Below are 16,751 nucleotides of genomic sequence, written 5' to 3' on the forward strand. Positions count from 1 at the left end.
AGCGCTGGCGTTGACCATTTTAGAAGCCAGTTCCCACCTGGAACTGGAAGCGTTCGACCCGATCGCCCGGCTTGGAGACGAGGGGCCGACCATACGACAGCTTGAGTGGGCCGACCGGCGAGAGCCAAGTCAAGCCCACCCCAGCCGAAAAGCGCATGTCGTTCAGGCGTACACGCTCATTTTCGCCCCACAGGTAGCCCGTGTCGACGAAGGCGAACATGCGAGCGGTCTTCTCCTTGCCCTGGCCCGGCACTGGGATCTGCAATTCAAGGTTGCCGATCAGGCGCTTGGTGCCGCCAAGCGCGTTGCCGAGGCTGCCGTCCGAAAGGATCTGCTTGGGCCCCAGCGTGCCGCCTTCGAAGCCGCGCACCGAGCCAATGCCGCCTGCGTACAGGTTCTTGAAGAACGGATAGGGCCGCTTGCCCAGGCCGTCGGCATACGTGGCCTGTGTATTCAACGCTAATGTGAGCGTCTGGGTCACCGGCCAGAACAGTTGTTCTTGGTAGTCCAGCTTGTAGTAGGTGAGATCCCCGCCGGAGACTTCGGCATTGAATCGGCGCAGGCCGCCCCGTGTCGGGGCAATCCCGCTGTTCCGGCTGTCTCGGCCCCAGCCCAGTGTGCCGATTCCGGCGTAGGTCTCCTCGCCATAGCGCAGGATATAGTCTTGATAGCGAATGTCAGAGACATTGCTGATGCGGTTGCGCTCCACCGCCAGACCGAGGAAAACCGTGTCGAGATCCGTGAAGGGGACGCCAAAGCGCATGCTCGCGCCCTGCGCTTCAACGCGCACCGGCGCAAGATTCAGGTTTGCGGTGTTGCTGGTGCGGGTGTAGAAGTCGATCGAGCGCGATACACCATCTACCGTGAAGTACGGATCGACGGTGCTGATGGCAAGCGCGCGGGATGCGCGTGACGTATTGATCTCAGCCCCGAGGGTCTTGCCGGAGCCGAAGACGTTTGCCTGCGAGATCGAGGCCGTGATCACCAGCTTGTCGGTGCTGTTGTAGCCCACAGCCGCAGCGATCTGCCCGGTCGCCTTCTCCTTGACGGTGTAGGTCACGTCAATCTGGTCTGCGGTGCCCGGGACCGGCGACGTATCCACGTTCACGGTGTCGAAGTAGGCCAGGCGGTCGATGCGGTCGCGCGACAAGCGGATCTTCTCGGAGTCGTACCACGCGCTCTCGAATTGCCGGACCTCTCGACGGATCACCTCGTCACGGGTGCGGGTGTTGCCCACGACGTTGACGCGGCGCACATAGGCACGTCTGCCGGGATCAACAAAGAAATCGAATGCAACGCTGCGCTTGTCCCGATCAATGTTTGGCTGAGGGTTGATGGTCGCAAAGGCAAAACCGAACGCGCCGAGGCGATCGGTCATGGCCTTGACTGACTCTGTCATGCGATCACCGTTGAAGGTGTCGCCCGCCTTGATCTTGATGAGTTGCCGCAGTTCTTCCGTGCGGCCGAGCGTCTCGCCCGACACCTTGATGTCCGAGACGGTGTACTTCTCGCCTTCGAACAGGTTGATCGTGATCGAGATTTCCTGACGGTCGGGCGAGATTGAGACCTGAGAGGACTCGATGTTGAACTCGAGGTAGCCGCGGTTCAGATAGAACGAGCGCAGGCTCTCAAGATCAGCGGAGAGCTTCTGGCGCGAGTACTGGTCATCCTTGGTAAAGAAGGTGAACCAGCCCGGTGTGCGAAGCACGATCTGGTCACGCAGTTCGCGATCGGAGAACGCCTTGTTGCCGATGAACCGGATATCTTGAATTTTGGCGACTTCACCTTCGTCGATCGTGAACGTGACGTTCACTCGGTTCCGCTCGATCGGCGTGATCGTGGTCGCGACCTTTGCGCCGTACTTGCTGCGTGTGAGGTACTGGCTCTTGATTTCCTGCTCAGCACGGTCGATGACTGCCTTGTCGTAGATTCGTGCTTCGGCGATTCCGACATCGCGCAAGGCCTTCTTGAGCGTGTCGGTGTCGAATTCCTTGTTGCCGACGAAACTCACGGCCGCGATCGCGGGCCGCTCTTCGATGGAGATGACCACGACGTCGCCTTGGACGTCCACCCGCACATCCTTGAAGAATCCGGTTGCGTAGAGCGCGCGGATGGTTTCCGACGCAAGTTCGTCGCTGAAGCTATCTCCCACCTTGAATGGCACGTAGCTGAAGACGGTGCCGGGTTCAGTGCGCTGGATCCCTTCGACGCGAATGTCCTTGATGACGAAGGGCGCGGCAGCAAAAGCCGGCGCGATCATTGCTGAAGCCAGCAATGCAATGAGAAGTCGCGACATTGTGGGTTGAAACCTATGCGATGCCATGCCTAAGGCATCAGGATGCAGGCAGACGCCTGATGACATCGTTGGATAGCGCGATGGCCATTACCAGCCCCAGGACGATCAACCCGACACGCTGCCCCAACAGCAGCGCGCGCTCCGAGGGGGCTCGTCCCGTCATCGCTTCGTAGGCGAAATATAGCAAATGCCCCCCATCCAACTGGGGGATAGGCAGCAGGTTGAACACAAACAGCCCCACGCTGACAACCGCAAGAAAGCTCAGGAATGAGATGAGCCCGAAGCTCGCGGATTGGGTCGCAACATCGGCGATCGTGATCGGTCCGCTCAGATTCGAAAGTGCCGCCTGGCCCGTCGCGATTTGCCACAACATTCGAACGGTCATCGCGGTCATATCCCAAGTCTGCTTTGCGGCCACAGCAACTGCGGCAAGCGGTTCGAAGCGTTCGGTGACGCGTTCGGGGCCAGTGAACCGGACCCCGATCACGCCGGTGCGTACCGAGCCCGCGGAGAGCTTGGGCACGATGGAAAGCTGCAGCGTTTGACCTGCACGCAGCACGGTGAGACTCAGTGCCCGCTCGGGCGACGCCCTGACGATTGAGGCCAGATCGGCACCGGATTCGATGGCGACTTCACCCGCTTGAAGTACGCGATCACCGGGCTGCAAGCCGGCAGCTGCCGCCGCTCCTCCTGCGCTCACCTCGGCAATGACTGCCGGACCGGCATACGGCACCATACCGAGGCGCGAGAGAATATTGCCATCGATATCTGCCCTGCTCAGCCCCGAGAAGTCAAGGGTGAGGACCTTCCCGTCCATTGATGTAGCGCCCAACGGGCGGACACGAACATTCACCTGATCTCGCGCTGTGGCGCGGCTCAACAAACGCATGCTCGCGTCTCGCAGACTGAGCACCGACTCATCGTCGACGGAGAGCACCTGAACGGGCTCAGTGAAGCCGGCACGCGCAAACAGGCTACCCTCGGTAGATCTCGCAAGCTGCGGCGCGGTTGCGGTGCTTCCGACCACCGCAATCAACCAGTACAACACTGCGGCAAGTATCAAGTTGGCGAGTGGCCCCGCGGCGATGATGAATGCACGATTGCTCAAGGGCTGGGCAGAAAAGTGACCAGGCGATGCTGCAGTCCTGTCGTCCGCCGAACTTCGGCCTTCGTCCATCGCGACATAGCCCCCAAGCGGCACAGCGGAAACCGCCCACTCCACGCCGGTCTTTCTCGAGACGCGAGATAACAGGACTGGCCCAAACCCAAGCGAAAAGCGTTGGACTCGCACACCGCAGCGTCTGGCAGCCCAGTAGTGCCCCAGCTCGTGCCACACAACTAGCACGCTGACGGTCAGCAGAAAGTACGCGATCTGCTGCACTGCGGATCAGGCAGGAAAATGCAATGCGGCGATCCGACGGGCTTCGGCGTCGAACGCCTCGATCGCCTCTAGGCTGTCGAGCGGTTGGACCTTTACCCGCTCAAGCACGTCACTTACGATCTGGCTGATGCCCTGAAACGAGCATCTGCGCTCAAGAAACGCTTCTACTGCAACTTCGTTCGCAGCATTCAGTGCGACGCACTCCGCATGTCCACTGGCCAGCGCCTGCATAGCCAACTGCAAGCAGGGAAACCGCTTCAAATCCGGGCGCTCGAACGTCAATCCTGTCAGCGTCCAGGGATCCATAGGCTTCACCCCGGCAGAAATGCGCTCGGGGATTGCCAGCGCATGAGCGATCGGGGTGCGCATGTCTGGCGAGCCCAGTTGGGCGAGGAACGACCCATCCGCATACTCGACCATCGAATGAATCACGGATTGTGGGTGGACGACAACATCGAGCATCTCGGGCATGCAGTCAAAGAGCCAGCGAGCTTCGATTAGTTCCAGGCCCTTGTTCATCAAGGTCGCGGAATCTACGGAGATCTTGCGCCCCATGACCCAGTTTGGGTGAGCGACCGCCTGCTCTGGTGTGATCGCAGCGAATCGCTCGGCCGGCCAGGTACGGAACGGCCCCCCAGATGCGGTAAGCCACAGCTTGCGGACGCCGGACAGCGTGCGCCCCGTCTTGGAGCCGTCGCCTGGCAGGCACTGGAAGATAGCGTTGTGTTCGCTATCCAACGGCAGCAGGATTGCGCCACCGGCCTTGACCGTATCGACCATGAAGCGGCCGCCGCTGACGAGCGCTTCCTTATTTGCCAGGAGGATACGCTTGCCGGCACGGGCGGCAGCCCAGGTCGAGCGCATGCCCGCTGCACCAACAATCGCTGCGACGACGACATCGACCTCGGGCAGCCTCGCCAGGGCCGACAGGGCCTGTTCCCCATGGCTCACCGCGGGGCCGCTGGCGCCGAACTGCTTCTCGATCGCCGCCGCTTGAGCGGCGTCTGCGACTGCGACGTAGCGCGGACGATGTGTCTGGATCAGCTTGGACAACTTGTCCATCTGCCGGTATGCCGACAGTGCGATCACCTCGAACCGCTCTGGGTGGCGCTGGACCACGTCCAGCGTGCTATCGCCTATAGAGCCGGTTGCACCAAGTACGCAGATCCGCTGTCTCATCCGTGCGCCCAACAATTCACTTGATGACATAAATCAGCAAGAGGCCCGCGACGGGTAGCACTGGAACCAGTGCATCAATCCGATCGAATACCCCGCCGTGCCCAGGTAGCAAGCGGCTGCTGTCCTTGACCCCAGCTCGGCGCTTCAGTAATGACTCGAACAAATCGCCAGTGATGGACAAGCCCGCCAAGATCAATAGCGCCAAGAGCGCTCCCGCCAAGCCCCATGCTTCACTGAGCGCCGCGGGAAAGAGTCCCTTCCCGGCGGGAATGGCGCTCACGACGAGCACGTACAGTGCGACCGCGGCCAATCCACCCATAGCCCCCTCGATGGTCTTGTTCGGGCTGATAGACGGAGCCAGCTTTCGACGCCCAAGAGCTCGCCCAGCGAAATATGCACCCACGTCTGCCAGCCATACGATCGCGAGCAAGGAAACCAGACCGAGTGGCCCCAGCTTTGAAAGGATGGCAAATGCGGAACTCAAGCAGGCTGACAACATGAGGACCGGCATGACGGCTTGAAGCACGCGCCCGCGCTTCAGCCATTCGGGATCTCGAAGCGCTGGCAAGGCAGCGATCAACCACCCCACACAGGCTGCACCAAATAGCCACGGCTCAATCGCCGGGCTGCTACTCCAGTAAATGGAAAAGCCGAGCCCGGAGACCAGCAGCGCACCTGCGGCACTCCAAGCGCCTGACGCACCAAGAAGGCGAAACCACTCCCAGGCCGCAATCGAGATGAATGCCGCAACCAACAGTTGAAACCAGATTGGCACTGCAGCAGCCAGACTCAGCCCAAGAACGATGAGCAAGACCAATGCGGTAATGATGCGTTGCCCGAGCATGCAGACGCGCTTCAGCCAATCGATCCGGGGTGACGCACTTGCTCGCTGGTTCGCCCAAATCGGCGTTCGCGCTGTGCATAGGAAGAAATCGCGTCGTCCAGCGCTTGCGCATCGAAATCGGGCCAGAAGCGATCGGTGAAGTACAGCTCCGTATACGCGAGCTGCCAGAGCAAGAAATTGCTGATCCGGCGCTCGCCGCCGGTTCGAATGAACAGGTCGGGTTCAGGTAGATCCCTGAGCACCAATCGAGCAGTGACAAGGTCTTCGGTGATCTCGTCAGCTCGTAGTCCAGGCTGGTCACGTAGCAATTGCCGGATTGCTTCAAGGATCTCCCACCGTCCACCGTAGTTTGCGCAGACGGTCAAGGTAAGCGTTGAATTGCCCGCGGTGCGGCGCTGAGCGTCTTCAATTTTGGCCCGAAGCGCAGGATCAAATCGACTCAAGTCCCCAGCAATTCGGAGGCGCACACCGTTGCGCTCCATGCGAGCGATCTCGTGCTCAAGCGCCGCCATGAAGGTCCTCATCAGGAACCCTACTTCCTCAGGCGGGCGCCGCCAGTTCTCGCTGCTGAAAGCGAATAGCGTCAGGTACTTGACGCCTCTCTCGACGCAACGCTTGACCACATTGCGCACAGCCTCTACACCGCGAGCGTGCCCAGCAAAGCGGGGCAGCATGCGCCGCTGCGCCCAACGTCCGTTGCCATCCATGATGATGGCGACATGACGTGGGACATCACTGCTCGATGGAATGGTCTGCGTCGAGGACTGCATCTGTGCTGCGGGCGAACTGCGAAAGGCCAAAGGTGATCTTGACGGGTCAGACCGTCATGATTTCCTTTTCCTTTTCAGCGACCTGCCGATCCACTTCGGCAATGAACTTGTCAGTCAGCTTCTGGACTTCGTCTTGGGCACGACGCTCATCATCCTCGGAGGCAAGCTTGTCCTTGACGAGTTTCTTGAGTTGCTCATTGGCGTCTCGCCGGACATTGCGAATCGCGACCTTTGCGTCCTCGCCTTCCGAGCGCACCACCTTGGTGAGATCTTTGCGGCGCTCTTCTGTCAGTGCGGGCATCGGGACCCGAATCAGATCACCCTGCGTTGCAGGATTGAGGCCGAGGTCAGATTCGCGGATGGCTTTTTCCACCACCTGCACCATCTTTTTTTCCCACGGCTGAACCGTGATCGTTCTTGCATCGGCCAGATTGACGTTCGCCACGTTGCCAATCGGCACCATTGAGCCGTAATAGTCCACCTGAATGTGATCTAGCAAGCCGGTGTGCGCCCGACCCGTGCGGATCTTGGCAAGACTCGTCTTGAGCGAGTCAGTTGATTTCTGCATCCGCTCCGTGGCGGTCTTCTTGATGTCTGCAACGCTCATGATTTGAACTCAAAGTCGCGTGAGTGAAGTTCCGGGCGCAAGCCCGCAAAGGCTGGTTGACCTATAGGTGCACCAGTGTGCCTTCGTCTTCGCCGCGCACGACGCGCATCAGCGCGCCCTGCTTGAAGATCGAGAATACCTTGATGGGCAAACGCTGATCCCGGCAAAGCGCAAACGCTGTGGCGTCCATCACTTGAAGATTGCGTGCGATGGCTTCGTCGAAGCTGATCTTGGCGTACATCGTTGACGACGGATCCTTCTTGGGATCGGCGGTGTAGATACCGTCGACTTTGGTGGCCTTGAGCACGATTTCCGCACCGATCTCCGAGCCGCGAAGCGCGGCCGCCGTGTCGGTAGTAAAGAACGGGTTGCCCGTGCCGGCCGCAAAAATCACAACCTTGCCTTCCTCGAGGTAGCGCAGGGCCTTAGGCCGGATATAGGGCTCCGCGACTTGGTCGACGCGAAGTGCGCTTTGAACGCGCGCGACAAGGCCCGCGTGTTTCATCGCATCCTGCAGCGCGAGGCCGTTCATCAGCGTCGCCAACATGCCCATGTAATCCGCAGTTGCCCGATCCATTCCCGCAGCGCCGCCGGCAACTCCGCGGAAGATGTTTCCACCACCGATCACGATGGCCATCTCGACCCCGGAACGGACCACCTCAGCAATGTCACGCACCATCGATTCGATCACGGTGCGGTTGATGCCGTAGGCGTCATCGCCCATCAACGCTTCGCCAGATAGCTTCAGCAGGACTCGCTTGTATGCCGCCATCGTCGAGTTTCTCCAGTGTGAACGAACTTGAATCATGCCTTTCCGAGCGCAGGCACCCAAAAAAAAGGCGGCTCACGCCGCCTTTGCCTTACTGCTGGGGTGCTGCGCCCCGAGCAGCGGCCGCCTGGGCCGCAACCTCGGCAGCGAAGTCGGTCGTCTTCTTCTCAATGCCTTCACCTACAACGAACAGTGTGAATCCGTTGATCTTGGTGCCCTTGCTCTTGAGCATCTGCTCGACGGTTTCCTTGTCGTTCTTCACGAACGGCTGAGACAGCAGCGCGACCTCCTTCAGATACTTCTGCACGGCACCATCAACCATCTTTGCGACGATCTCGGCCGGCTTACCAGACTCCGCAGCCTTCTGCTCGGCCACGCTGCGTTCGGCAGCAATCTTCTCTGCCGGTACGCCAGAGGCGTCGAGCGACAGCGGCTTGGTCGCGGCAATGTGCATTGCGACGTCCTTGCCGGCGACTTCGTCGCCGGTGTAGTCCACCACCACACCAATACGTCCATTGTGGATATAGCTGGCGAGCTTGCCCGCAGCTTCAAGCCGCCTAAATCGGCGAATACTCATGTTCTCGCCGATCTTGCCGACCAAGGCTGCGCGTGTGGATTCGACCGTGCCTTCGCCATACGGCAGAGCGGACAGCGCGTCGACATCCGCAGGGTTCACATCCTTGACCATGCTGGCAAGCGCGTTGGTCAGGGCCACGAAGTCGTCGTTCTTCGCGACAAAGTCGGTTTCGCAGTTGACTTCGATGATCGAACCCAGCTTGCCATCAGCAGAGATGCTCACCGCAATCAGGCCTTCAGCGGCCACGCGGGCAGCCGCCTTGCCAGCCTTGTTGCCCAGACGGACGCGCAGGATCTCTTCGGCACGCGCGAGATCACCCTCGGCCTCGGTCAGTGCCTTTTTGCACTCCATCATCGGCGCATCGGTCTTTGCGCGCAGCTCAGCCACCATGCCTGCGGTAATTGCCGCCATGTCGTACTCCTGAATCTCAAGTTCTGTTCTGAATGTGCTGCCGATTCTTCAGGCAGCAGAAAGGGGCGCTAGGCCCCCTTCTGAATTTGCGGTTGAGCCTACAGAGCTCAACCTGGGGCGTCCCGATATGGACTGCGATCAGGCCTCTTCGACCTCGACGAACTCGTCGCTCGCGCCTTCGGCTGCTTCGACAACCGATTGCACGGACTGCGCGCGCCCTTCCAGAATCGCGTCGGCAATACCTCGAGCGTACAGACGGATCGCCTTGGAAGAGTCGTCGTTGCCAGGGATGATGTAGTCGATGCCTTCGGGTGAATGGTTGGTGTCAACCACCGCCACCACCGGGATGCCAAGAGCAACGGCTTCGGCCACGGCGATCTTGTGGAAGCCAACGTCCATGACGAAAAGCGCATCCGGCAGCGAGGTCATATCCTTGATGCCGCCGATCGACTTGTTCAGCTTCTCGAGTTCGCGTGCGAACAGGAGCGCTTCCTTCTTGCTCATACGCTCCAGGCCACCGTCTGCCGCGAGCGCTTCCATGTCCTTAAGACGCTTGATCGAGCCCTTGACCGTCTTGAAGTTGGTCAGCGTGCCACCGAGCCAGCGGCTGTCAACGAAGGGCACGCCGGCGCGCTGCGCTTCCTCGGCGACGATCTCCTTGGCCTGGCGCTTCGTGCCGACCATCATGATGGTGCCGCGATTGGCGGACAGGCGACGCACGAACTTGAGCGCCTCCTCGTACATCGGGAGCGTCTTCTCAAGGTTGATGATGTGAATCTTGTTGCGATGGCCGAAGATAAAGGGAGCCATCTTGGGGTTCCAGAAGCGAGTTTGGTGGCCAAAATGGACACCGGCTTCCAGCATTTGACGCATGGTCACGGACATGACAATTTCCTTGCGGTGGGTTGGGTCTGATGGCCCGGGCGACACCCAGCGCGGCCTGAACCTGACGCTGGACCCATCGCACCCGGGTCACGCGATTTGCCGCTTATCGACCTGCAGTGCAGGAACAGAACACGCGCTGTGAGAGTTTTGACTTGAGAAAGCACGCGCGGCAATCCACTACTATAACAAATTCAAAGACTTACCGCCAATTTAGGTGCGCGCCCTCCCATGGCCATTGTGATCAAAACCCCTGAGCAGATCGAGAAGATGCGTGTCGCCGGCCGGCTCGCATCGGAGGCGCTGGACTTCGTGGCGCCCCACGTTCAGGCTGGGATGAGCACGAAGGAACTGGATCGGCTGTGCCACGACTTCATGGTGAATGTTCAGGGCACGGTGCCAGCGACTCTTGGCTATCAGCCACCGGGCTACCCGGCGTTTACTGGTTCGATTTGCACTTCTGTCAATCATGTTGTGTGCCACGGAATACCTGGCGACAAGGTGCTCAAGAACGGCGACATCATCAACATTGACATCACCGTGATCAAGGACGGATACCACGGTGACAACAGTCGCATGTTCATCGTCGGAAACGCGTCGGTCGCCGCGCGTCGGCTGTGTGAGGTCACCTATGACTGCATGTGGATGGGTATTGCTCAGGTTCGGCCAGGCAACCGCTTGGGCGACATCGGATTCGCGATCCAGACCCACGCGGAGAAGCACGGTTACTCCATCGTCCGGGAGTTCTGCGGACATGGTGTCGGGCAGAAGTTTCACGAAGACCCGCAGATTCTCCACTACGGGCGCCCCGGCACTGGCGAAGTGATCCGCTCCGGCATGATCTTCACGATCGAACCGATGATCAACGCAGGCCGTCGTGAAGTGAAAGAACTGCCGGATGGCTGGACCATCGTGACCAAGGATCATTCGCTATCGGCGCAGTGGGAGCACACCGTGCTCGTGACTGAGACCGGCTACGAGATACTCACCCAGTCGGTCGGCTCGCCTGCGCCCCCGGCCTTCATCAGCAGCCGCCTTGCGGCTTGAGTGTGGCCGTGGCTGCGGAGCACTCCCCCGGGCGCACCGCGAATCGGCGCGAGGCGTGGAACGCCGGAAAGCGGGCATTGCTCGCTGGTCGCAAGCCCACCGGCAACCCGCAGCCGATCCTGACCGCGACGGCACGCCTGGCCGACGACATGATCCGCTCGCTTTGGGCGGATTTGGACATGCCGAAGGCACTTGCCCTGATTGCGGTAGGCGGGTACGGGCGGGCTGAGCTCTTCCCGCACTCGGACATCGATCTTCTCGTCCTGCTGCCCCGGGACGCGGATGCAAAGACAGCCGAAGCGGTCGAGCGATTTGTCGGCGCGCTTTGGGACATGGGCATGGAGATCGGCCACTCCGTGCGGACGATCGAAGAGTGCCTAGCTGAAGCTCGAGCCGACATTTCAGTCCAGACCTCCTTGCTGGAGTCCCGTCGGCTGGCGGGCAACGCAGCCCTCTGCCTGCGCATGAACGCCGCGGTGCGCAAGGATCTTGACCGCATTGGGTTCATGCGTGCCAAGTTGCTTGAAATGCGGCAGCGGCACCTGAAGTTTGAAGATACGCCCTACGCGCTCGAGCCCAACGTCAAAGAGGGGCCCGGTGGTCTTCGAGACCTTCAGGTGATTCTCTGGATCTCTAGGGCTGCGGGTCTTGGCGACTCATTCTCGGATCTGGCACGCGCCGGGGTGATCACCAGCCAGGAAGCGGGTCGCCTGCAGCGCAATGAGCGTTTCCTCAAGCGGGTCCGGCTCGCACTGCATGACATCGCTCACCGACGCGAAGATCGACTTGTATTCGATCTGCAGACGCAACTGGCGCTGTACTTCGGTTTCAAGACGGATAGCCATCGCCGCGTAAGCGAGTTCCTCATGCAGGCGTACTACTGGGCCGCGCGCGCCGTCACGCAGCTCAGCAAGGTTGCCTTGCAGAACCTTGAGCTCCGCATCATCGCAGCGCCCCCGGCGCAGCCCGTCGTGATCAGCAACGAGTTCCTTATACGTGATGGGCTGCTCGATCTGGCCGACCCCGAAGTGTTCAAGCGCCGACCGGCCGCGATCCTGGACGTCTTCCATGAGCTGGCGCGCCACCCGGAGGCCAAGGACTTCTCTGCAGGCCTCTTGTCCGCCCTCGAGTCCTCACGAAAGCTCATCGACGCCAGATTCAGGCGTGACCCTGAGAATCGCGCTCGCTTCATGGCACTCCTGCGTCTCGAGGACGGCGTGACGCACGTCTTTCGCCGCCTTAATGCGACCGGTGTTCTCGGACGCTACTTGCCCGTGTTTCGCCGGATCGTGGGCCAGATGCAGCACGACCTGTTCCACATCTACACGGTGGACCAGCACATTCTCACCGTGCTGCGCAACGTGCGCCGGTTTGCAATCCCGGAGCATGCACATGAGTACCCGTTCTGCAGCCAGTTGATTGCCTCGTTCGAGCGACCCTGGCTGCTCTACATCGCGGCCCTCTTCCATGACATTGCCAAGGGACGTGGGGGCGATCACTCCGTGCTTGGCATGGCAGATGCGCGCCGATTCTGTCGGGATCACGGCCTGTCGCGCGAGGACACGCGGCTGGTTGTGTTTCTCGTCGAGCATCATCTGACGATGAGCAAGACTGCGCAGAAGATGGACATCACCGACCCTCAGGTGGTAGGAGAGTTCACACGGCTCGTGAAGGACGAACGCCGGCTTACAGCGCTCTACCTCCTCACCGTCGCCGACATTCGCGGCACCAGTCCCAAGGTGTGGAACAGTTGGAAAGGCAAGCTGCTGGAGGACCTCTATCGTGCGAGTCTGCGTCAACTCGGCGGTAAGCGGATCGACACCCAGACCGAGCTGGCTGCTCGACGTGCGGAGGCACAACGCCTGCTGCGCTTGCACACGCTGCCCGAGGGCGCCGAGGACAGCCTGTGGAAGCGGCTCGATGTCGCCTTCTTCGTGCGCAACGGGCCTGCAGACATCGCGTGGATGACGCGCATGCTGCTGGGCAAGGAGGATCATCCAGACGGCGTGGTACGCGCTCGAATCGCACCGGGGGGCGTGGGCCTGCAGGTCATGGTCTACGTGCCTGACCAGCCCGACCTGTTTGCCCGTACCTGTGGCTTCTTCAACGAAGCCGGTTTCAGCATTCTCGACGCGCGGGTGCACACAACCCGCTCCGGCCACGCCTTGGACACCTTCGTCGTGCATGATGAGACGCGAGCGGAACACTACCGGGACATCATCTCCCTACTCGAGCACGAACTTTCAGCGCGGCTTGCACAGCGGCCCCCGCTAGCCCCGCCGGTGCTGGGTCGACTGTCGAGAAAGTCACGTGTGTTTCCGATCCCGCCAATTGTCGACCTGCGGCCAGATGAAAAGGGCTTGGTCGGCACCCTGTCCCTGACCGCAGCCGATCGCAATGGCCTGCTCTACACAGTGACCTACCTGCTCTCGCAGTACCGAGCCAATGTGCGCATGGCCAAGATCGCGACGCTCGGCGAACGTGTCGAAGATACGTTCTTGATCGATGGACCGATCATGTCAGACCCAAAGCAGCAGATTCAGCTCGAGAAGGCCCTGCTCGAGGCGCTCGCGTCCTGATCAGGGCTGCATCGTGCGCACGGCGAGCTTCAGATCGGCCCAGGCCTTAGCCTTTTCCTCGGGTTGGCGAAGCAGGTACGCCGGGTGGTACGACACGACTGCAGGGATGCTGCGGCCTCCAACGTCCACGCGGTGAGTGCGCCCGCGCAGAGACGCAATGCTGCCTTCCGCACGCAACAAACTGGACGCGGCGAACTTGCCCAGCAACAGCAGAAACTCCGGCTGGGCCAACTCGATCTGTCGCATCAGATACGGCGCGCATGCCGCGACCTCCGCCGGTTCTGGATTGCGGTTTCCAGGTGGGCGGCACTTCAGAACATTGGCAATCAGCACATTGCGCTCTCGGCTTGCGCCGACTGAACGCAGCATGTTGTCCAGCAGCTTGCCCGCCTGACCAACAAAGGGTTCGCCTTGCTGGTCCTCTTCGGCACCTGGCGCCTCGCCGATCACCATCCAGCGTGCGCCCGGACGGCCCGCCGCGAACACCGTCTGCCGGCGCGACTTACACAAGGCGCAGCGCGTGCATGCAGAGACCGCAGACTGCAGCGCATCCCAATCGAGCTGTGCGAGGTCGACTGCTTCAGGCGAAGCGCCGTTAGCTGTCTGCGCGTTCTCGGGCGGGTGTGCTTCAGCCGCTGCCCCGGGATTGAACTCGGCCTGTTGTGTACGCTGACCCGCCTCCTCGGTTGCCGACTCGGCGCTCACGTCGGCCTGCGTCGGGCGCAACTGCCATATCGGGATCTCAAGCGCCTCAAGAATCTGTGCTTGGCGTGAATTCATGTGCCCTGCTCCCGGTCCAGCGCTTTGCGCATGACCACCGCGTCTTCCCGTCCGCGCTCTGCAGGGTAGTAATCGCGCCGAATACCGATCCGAACAAAACCCAGATGCTCATATACGCTGCGGGCATGCGCGTTGCTCGGGCGTACTTCCAGCAGCAGCGCCGTGCATCCGGCCTGGCGGGCGATGCCTTCGGCATGACTCAACAGTCGCTTTGAGAGCCCGCGCCCGCGCTGACTCGACTCCACGGTGATGTTCAGTATGTGCAAGTCATCAACTGCGTTCATGAGCACCACGTAGCCCGCAAGCAGCTCATCGCATCTCAAGAGCGTGCAGGTGTAACCCGCGGCCATCGAGTCGATGAAGTTCTGCCGGCTCCAGGGAAAGGGGTAGGTGTGGTTCTCGATCCGAACCACATCATCCAGCGCCGCCATCGACATCTGCACAAGCGACAAACGCTCGACTGCGGCAATAGCGGCACAGTCATCAGGCTGCATGCCCAAGCCCCTGACGTTGCGCAATGGTCAGTGCGACCTGATTGCGCACATAGCTCGGTGTGAGCTCGTGAGCCTCTACGCTGCGTGCAAGCCGCTGCGGATCTGCCGCCAGGGCGCGCAGCACGCCTGCCGCAGACGGCTCGGCATGGTGCCAGCGCAAGACGTTCGGCAGGCTTCGACGCGCGAACTCGAGCAAGGGCCCGGTCAAATTCGAAACTGCGCCAATCAGCTCTTCGGACTCATGGCCGCGCAGGCTCTCCGGTGGCCCGACTGCCGGCTCGCTCAAGGACTGGCTCCGCGCATCGATCACCGCGTGATAGGCCTCACCCATACGCGCATCGAGCACGCAGAGAACCTTGCCTTCGGCGCCTGCTTCCCATTCGGGTGGCGCGCTAGACCGCATTGCTGCAAAAGCGCTTACCGGCACGACCGGCAGTGACCACGCCAGCGCGAGGCCCTGCACCGCAGCGATGGCCGTACGCACGCCTGTGAAAGCACCTGGACCGTTGTCGACGGCCAAACCGGATAAATCCGCCGCTTTCAGGCCGCTAGTTGCAAGCACCTCACCAACCAGATCAAGCAAGACGGCTGAATGCCTGCGCTTCTGATCGGCTGCGCGTGCATACACCTGCCCATTGACCGAAACGGCCACGGAGAGCGTCTCCGTGCTGGAAGCGATGGCGAGCACATTCATGCTCGCAAGTGTAGTGAGCGCCGTGCGCGGCGCGGCCGCACGGATCAGCTGCCCGACTGGCTCGGGTGATCGGTCCCGTAGCGGCGGCGCATGTCGCGGATCTGCTCTCGCAGCTGGGCGCGCTCTTCGGCGCTGAGCCGCCGCGGCCCGATGGCAGACCCGGTCGCGGCCGGCGCACGAGGCTCCGCAGCGGCTGGCGGTACCCCCGCTGGCTGATCAGGCTTCTTGGGCACGGACTCCGCGCCGTTGCCGCGAGCATTGGCGGGCTGGGAGGGCTTGGGCGCCTGCGGCACAGGCCCCTGCGCCAGAAGCTCCGGCGCGCGCTCGCGTGCGAACGCCGGCAACTCGACGAGCGCCAGTGTCACTACACAGAGAATCACAGCCGGTTTCACAATTTCGCCCTTGTCCAGTCCTGCAAAGCCTCGCACCGTTTCTGCGGCGCGAATTACAGCGCATGCGTCCGACGCGAAATGCCCAACACCCGTTGAATCTGGGAGAGGGAATTCCCTCGGCCGAGCTCGATAGCCACTGCACGCCATCCGGTAACTCACCGTGCTGGACAGCATATGACCCTCGTCGTCCGCCTTTCTTGCAGGTTTTGTAACGCGCTGTTTCCCCTGTGGTGAACGCTCGTTCACTGCTAAACGCGGCGTTCGCTAGCATCCGGTTTTGGCTGGCGAATGCAGCCACAAGACAACAGTGGGAGATGCTCCGTGACCCGACCCAAGCGCATCCTGGTGGTGGACGACGACGTGCGGCTGCGCGAGCTGCTGCGCCGCTATCTGGGCGAACAGGGCTTCGATGTGATGGTCGCCGAGGACGGCAACCGCATGACTCGCCTGACGCAGCGCGAGCGCTTCGACCTCTACGTCCTCGATTTGATGATGCCCGGCGAGGATGGCCTCTCGATTCTGAAGCGCATCCGTTCGTCCGGCGACGAAACCCCAGTGGTGATGCTCACGGCCAAGGGGGAGGACGTGGACCGCATCATTGGCCTGGAGCTTGGCGCAGACGACTATCTCGGCAAGCCCTTCAATCCGCGCGAACTCATGGCACGCATTGCTGCAGTGCTGCGCCGCGCGCCCGAGCCCGAGATTCCCGGTGCACCCTCGCAGGCCGACGAAACGGTGGAGTTTGGCCCGTTCAAGCTGGATCTCGCGCGCCGCACTCTGACCAAGGACGGCGAGGCCATCGAGATCACCAGCGGCGAGTTCGCCGTGCTCAAGGTATTTGCGCGCCACCCCCGCGTGGCCCTGTCGCGCGAGAAGCTCATGGAAATGGCGCGCGGCCGCGAGCTGCAGGCCTTTGACCGTAGCCTGGACGTACAGATCTCGCGCCTGCGCAAGCTGATCGAGACCGATCCCTCGAAGCCTGCCTACATCCAGACCGTCTGGGGTGTTGGCTACGTCTTCATTCCCACGCCCTGAACCCGACCTGAGCC

The 16,751-nt window shown here is 61.4% G+C and carries 16 protein-coding genes; 3 read left to right on the top strand and 13 right to left on the bottom strand.

Features of this window, described 5'->3' with window-relative positions:
- Positions 1-19: 19 nt before the first annotated feature.
- From bamA to rpsB, 9 genes are all read right to left on the bottom strand, one after another.
- Positions 20-2,323: an outer membrane protein assembly factor BamA gene (gene bamA / locus ACMDW7_RS08630; RefSeq protein WP_377301478.1), complete on the bottom strand. Its 2,304-nt coding sequence runs from the start codon at positions 2,321-2,323 to the stop codon at positions 20-22.
- 10 nt (positions 2,324-2,333) lie between these two features.
- Complete coding sequence (rseP, locus tag ACMDW7_RS08635) at positions 2,334-3,677, bottom strand: RIP metalloprotease RseP (RefSeq protein ID WP_377301476.1); 1,344 nt, start codon at positions 3,675-3,677, stop codon at positions 2,334-2,336.
- A 6-nt stretch (positions 3,678-3,683) separates the two neighbouring features.
- Positions 3,684-4,856: a 1-deoxy-D-xylulose-5-phosphate reductoisomerase gene (locus tag ACMDW7_RS08640; RefSeq protein ID WP_377301474.1), complete on the bottom strand. Its 1,173-nt coding sequence runs from the start codon at positions 4,854-4,856 to the stop codon at positions 3,684-3,686.
- A 16-nt stretch (positions 4,857-4,872) separates the two neighbouring features.
- Positions 4,873-5,700, bottom strand: a complete 828-nt coding sequence (locus ACMDW7_RS08645) for a phosphatidate cytidylyltransferase (protein WP_377301472.1) — start codon at positions 5,698-5,700, stop codon at positions 4,873-4,875.
- A gap of 11 nt (positions 5,701-5,711) precedes the next feature.
- Positions 5,712-6,470 carry a polyprenyl diphosphate synthase gene (gene uppS / locus ACMDW7_RS08650; protein ID WP_377301470.1) on the bottom strand — a complete coding sequence of 253 codons (759 nt, stop codon included), beginning with the start codon at positions 6,468-6,470 and terminating at the stop codon, positions 5,712-5,714.
- A 46-nt stretch (positions 6,471-6,516) separates the two neighbouring features.
- The gene (gene frr / locus ACMDW7_RS08655; protein WP_377301468.1) at positions 6,517-7,077 is read right to left on the bottom strand and encodes a ribosome recycling factor; all 561 of its coding nucleotides are present in this window, start codon (positions 7,075-7,077) and stop codon (positions 6,517-6,519) included.
- A 61-nt stretch (positions 7,078-7,138) separates the two neighbouring features.
- On the bottom strand, positions 7,139-7,849 hold the full coding sequence (pyrH, locus tag ACMDW7_RS08660; RefSeq protein ID WP_377301466.1) for a UMP kinase: 711 nt from the start codon (positions 7,847-7,849) through the stop codon (positions 7,139-7,141).
- A gap of 88 nt (positions 7,850-7,937) precedes the next feature.
- The gene (gene tsf, locus ACMDW7_RS08665) at positions 7,938-8,834 is read right to left on the bottom strand and encodes a translation elongation factor Ts (protein ID WP_377301464.1); all 897 of its coding nucleotides are present in this window, start codon (positions 8,832-8,834) and stop codon (positions 7,938-7,940) included.
- Positions 8,835-8,972: 138 nt separating this feature from the next.
- Positions 8,973-9,719: a 30S ribosomal protein S2 gene (rpsB, locus tag ACMDW7_RS08670; RefSeq protein WP_377301462.1), complete on the bottom strand. Its 747-nt coding sequence runs from the start codon at positions 9,717-9,719 to the stop codon at positions 8,973-8,975.
- Positions 9,720-9,947: 228 nt separating this feature from the next.
- Between rpsB and map the strand changes: the two genes are divergently transcribed.
- Positions 9,948-10,763: a type I methionyl aminopeptidase gene (gene map, locus ACMDW7_RS08675; RefSeq protein WP_377301460.1), complete on the top strand. Its 816-nt coding sequence runs from the start codon at positions 9,948-9,950 to the stop codon at positions 10,761-10,763.
- Entirely contained in the window at positions 10,760-13,342 is a 2,583-nt protein-coding gene (locus tag ACMDW7_RS08680) for a [protein-PII] uridylyltransferase (protein WP_377301458.1), read from the top strand. The genes map and ACMDW7_RS08680 overlap by 4 nt, the downstream gene beginning before the upstream one ends.
- Here the strand turns inward: ACMDW7_RS08680 and ACMDW7_RS08685 are convergent, their stop codons facing one another.
- The 4 genes from ACMDW7_RS08685 to ACMDW7_RS08700 are packed head-to-tail and all read right to left on the bottom strand — an operon-like array spanning position 13,343 to position 15,675.
- A complete protein-coding gene (locus tag ACMDW7_RS08685; RefSeq protein WP_377301456.1) occupies positions 13,343-14,122 on the bottom strand; it encodes a uracil-DNA glycosylase in 780 nt (259 codons plus the stop codon).
- The gene (rimI, locus tag ACMDW7_RS08690) at positions 14,119-14,616 is read right to left on the bottom strand and encodes a ribosomal protein S18-alanine N-acetyltransferase (RefSeq protein ID WP_377301454.1); all 498 of its coding nucleotides are present in this window, start codon (positions 14,614-14,616) and stop codon (positions 14,119-14,121) included. Before rimI ends, ACMDW7_RS08685 begins: the two co-directional genes overlap by 4 nt.
- Positions 14,606-15,310 carry a tRNA (adenosine(37)-N6)-threonylcarbamoyltransferase complex dimerization subunit type 1 TsaB gene (gene tsaB, locus ACMDW7_RS08695; RefSeq protein ID WP_377301452.1) on the bottom strand — a complete coding sequence of 235 codons (705 nt, stop codon included), beginning with the start codon at positions 15,308-15,310 and terminating at the stop codon, positions 14,606-14,608. The genes rimI and tsaB overlap by 11 nt, the downstream gene beginning before the upstream one ends.
- A gap of 44 nt (positions 15,311-15,354) precedes the next feature.
- Entirely contained in the window at positions 15,355-15,675 is a 321-nt protein-coding gene (locus tag ACMDW7_RS08700; RefSeq protein ID WP_377301450.1) for a hypothetical protein, read from the bottom strand.
- 315 nt (positions 15,676-15,990) lie between these two features.
- Here ACMDW7_RS08700 and ompR point away from each other — a divergent pair, with 315 nt between their 5' ends.
- Entirely contained in the window at positions 15,991-16,737 is a 747-nt protein-coding gene (gene ompR, locus ACMDW7_RS08705; RefSeq protein WP_377301448.1) for a two-component system response regulator OmpR, read from the top strand.
- Positions 16,738-16,751: the final 14 nt, after the last annotated feature.

This window comes from Piscinibacterium candidicorallinum, assembly GCF_047549485.1.
Lineage (GTDB): Bacteria > Pseudomonadota > Gammaproteobacteria > Burkholderiales > Burkholderiaceae_C > Piscinibacterium > Piscinibacterium candidicorallinum.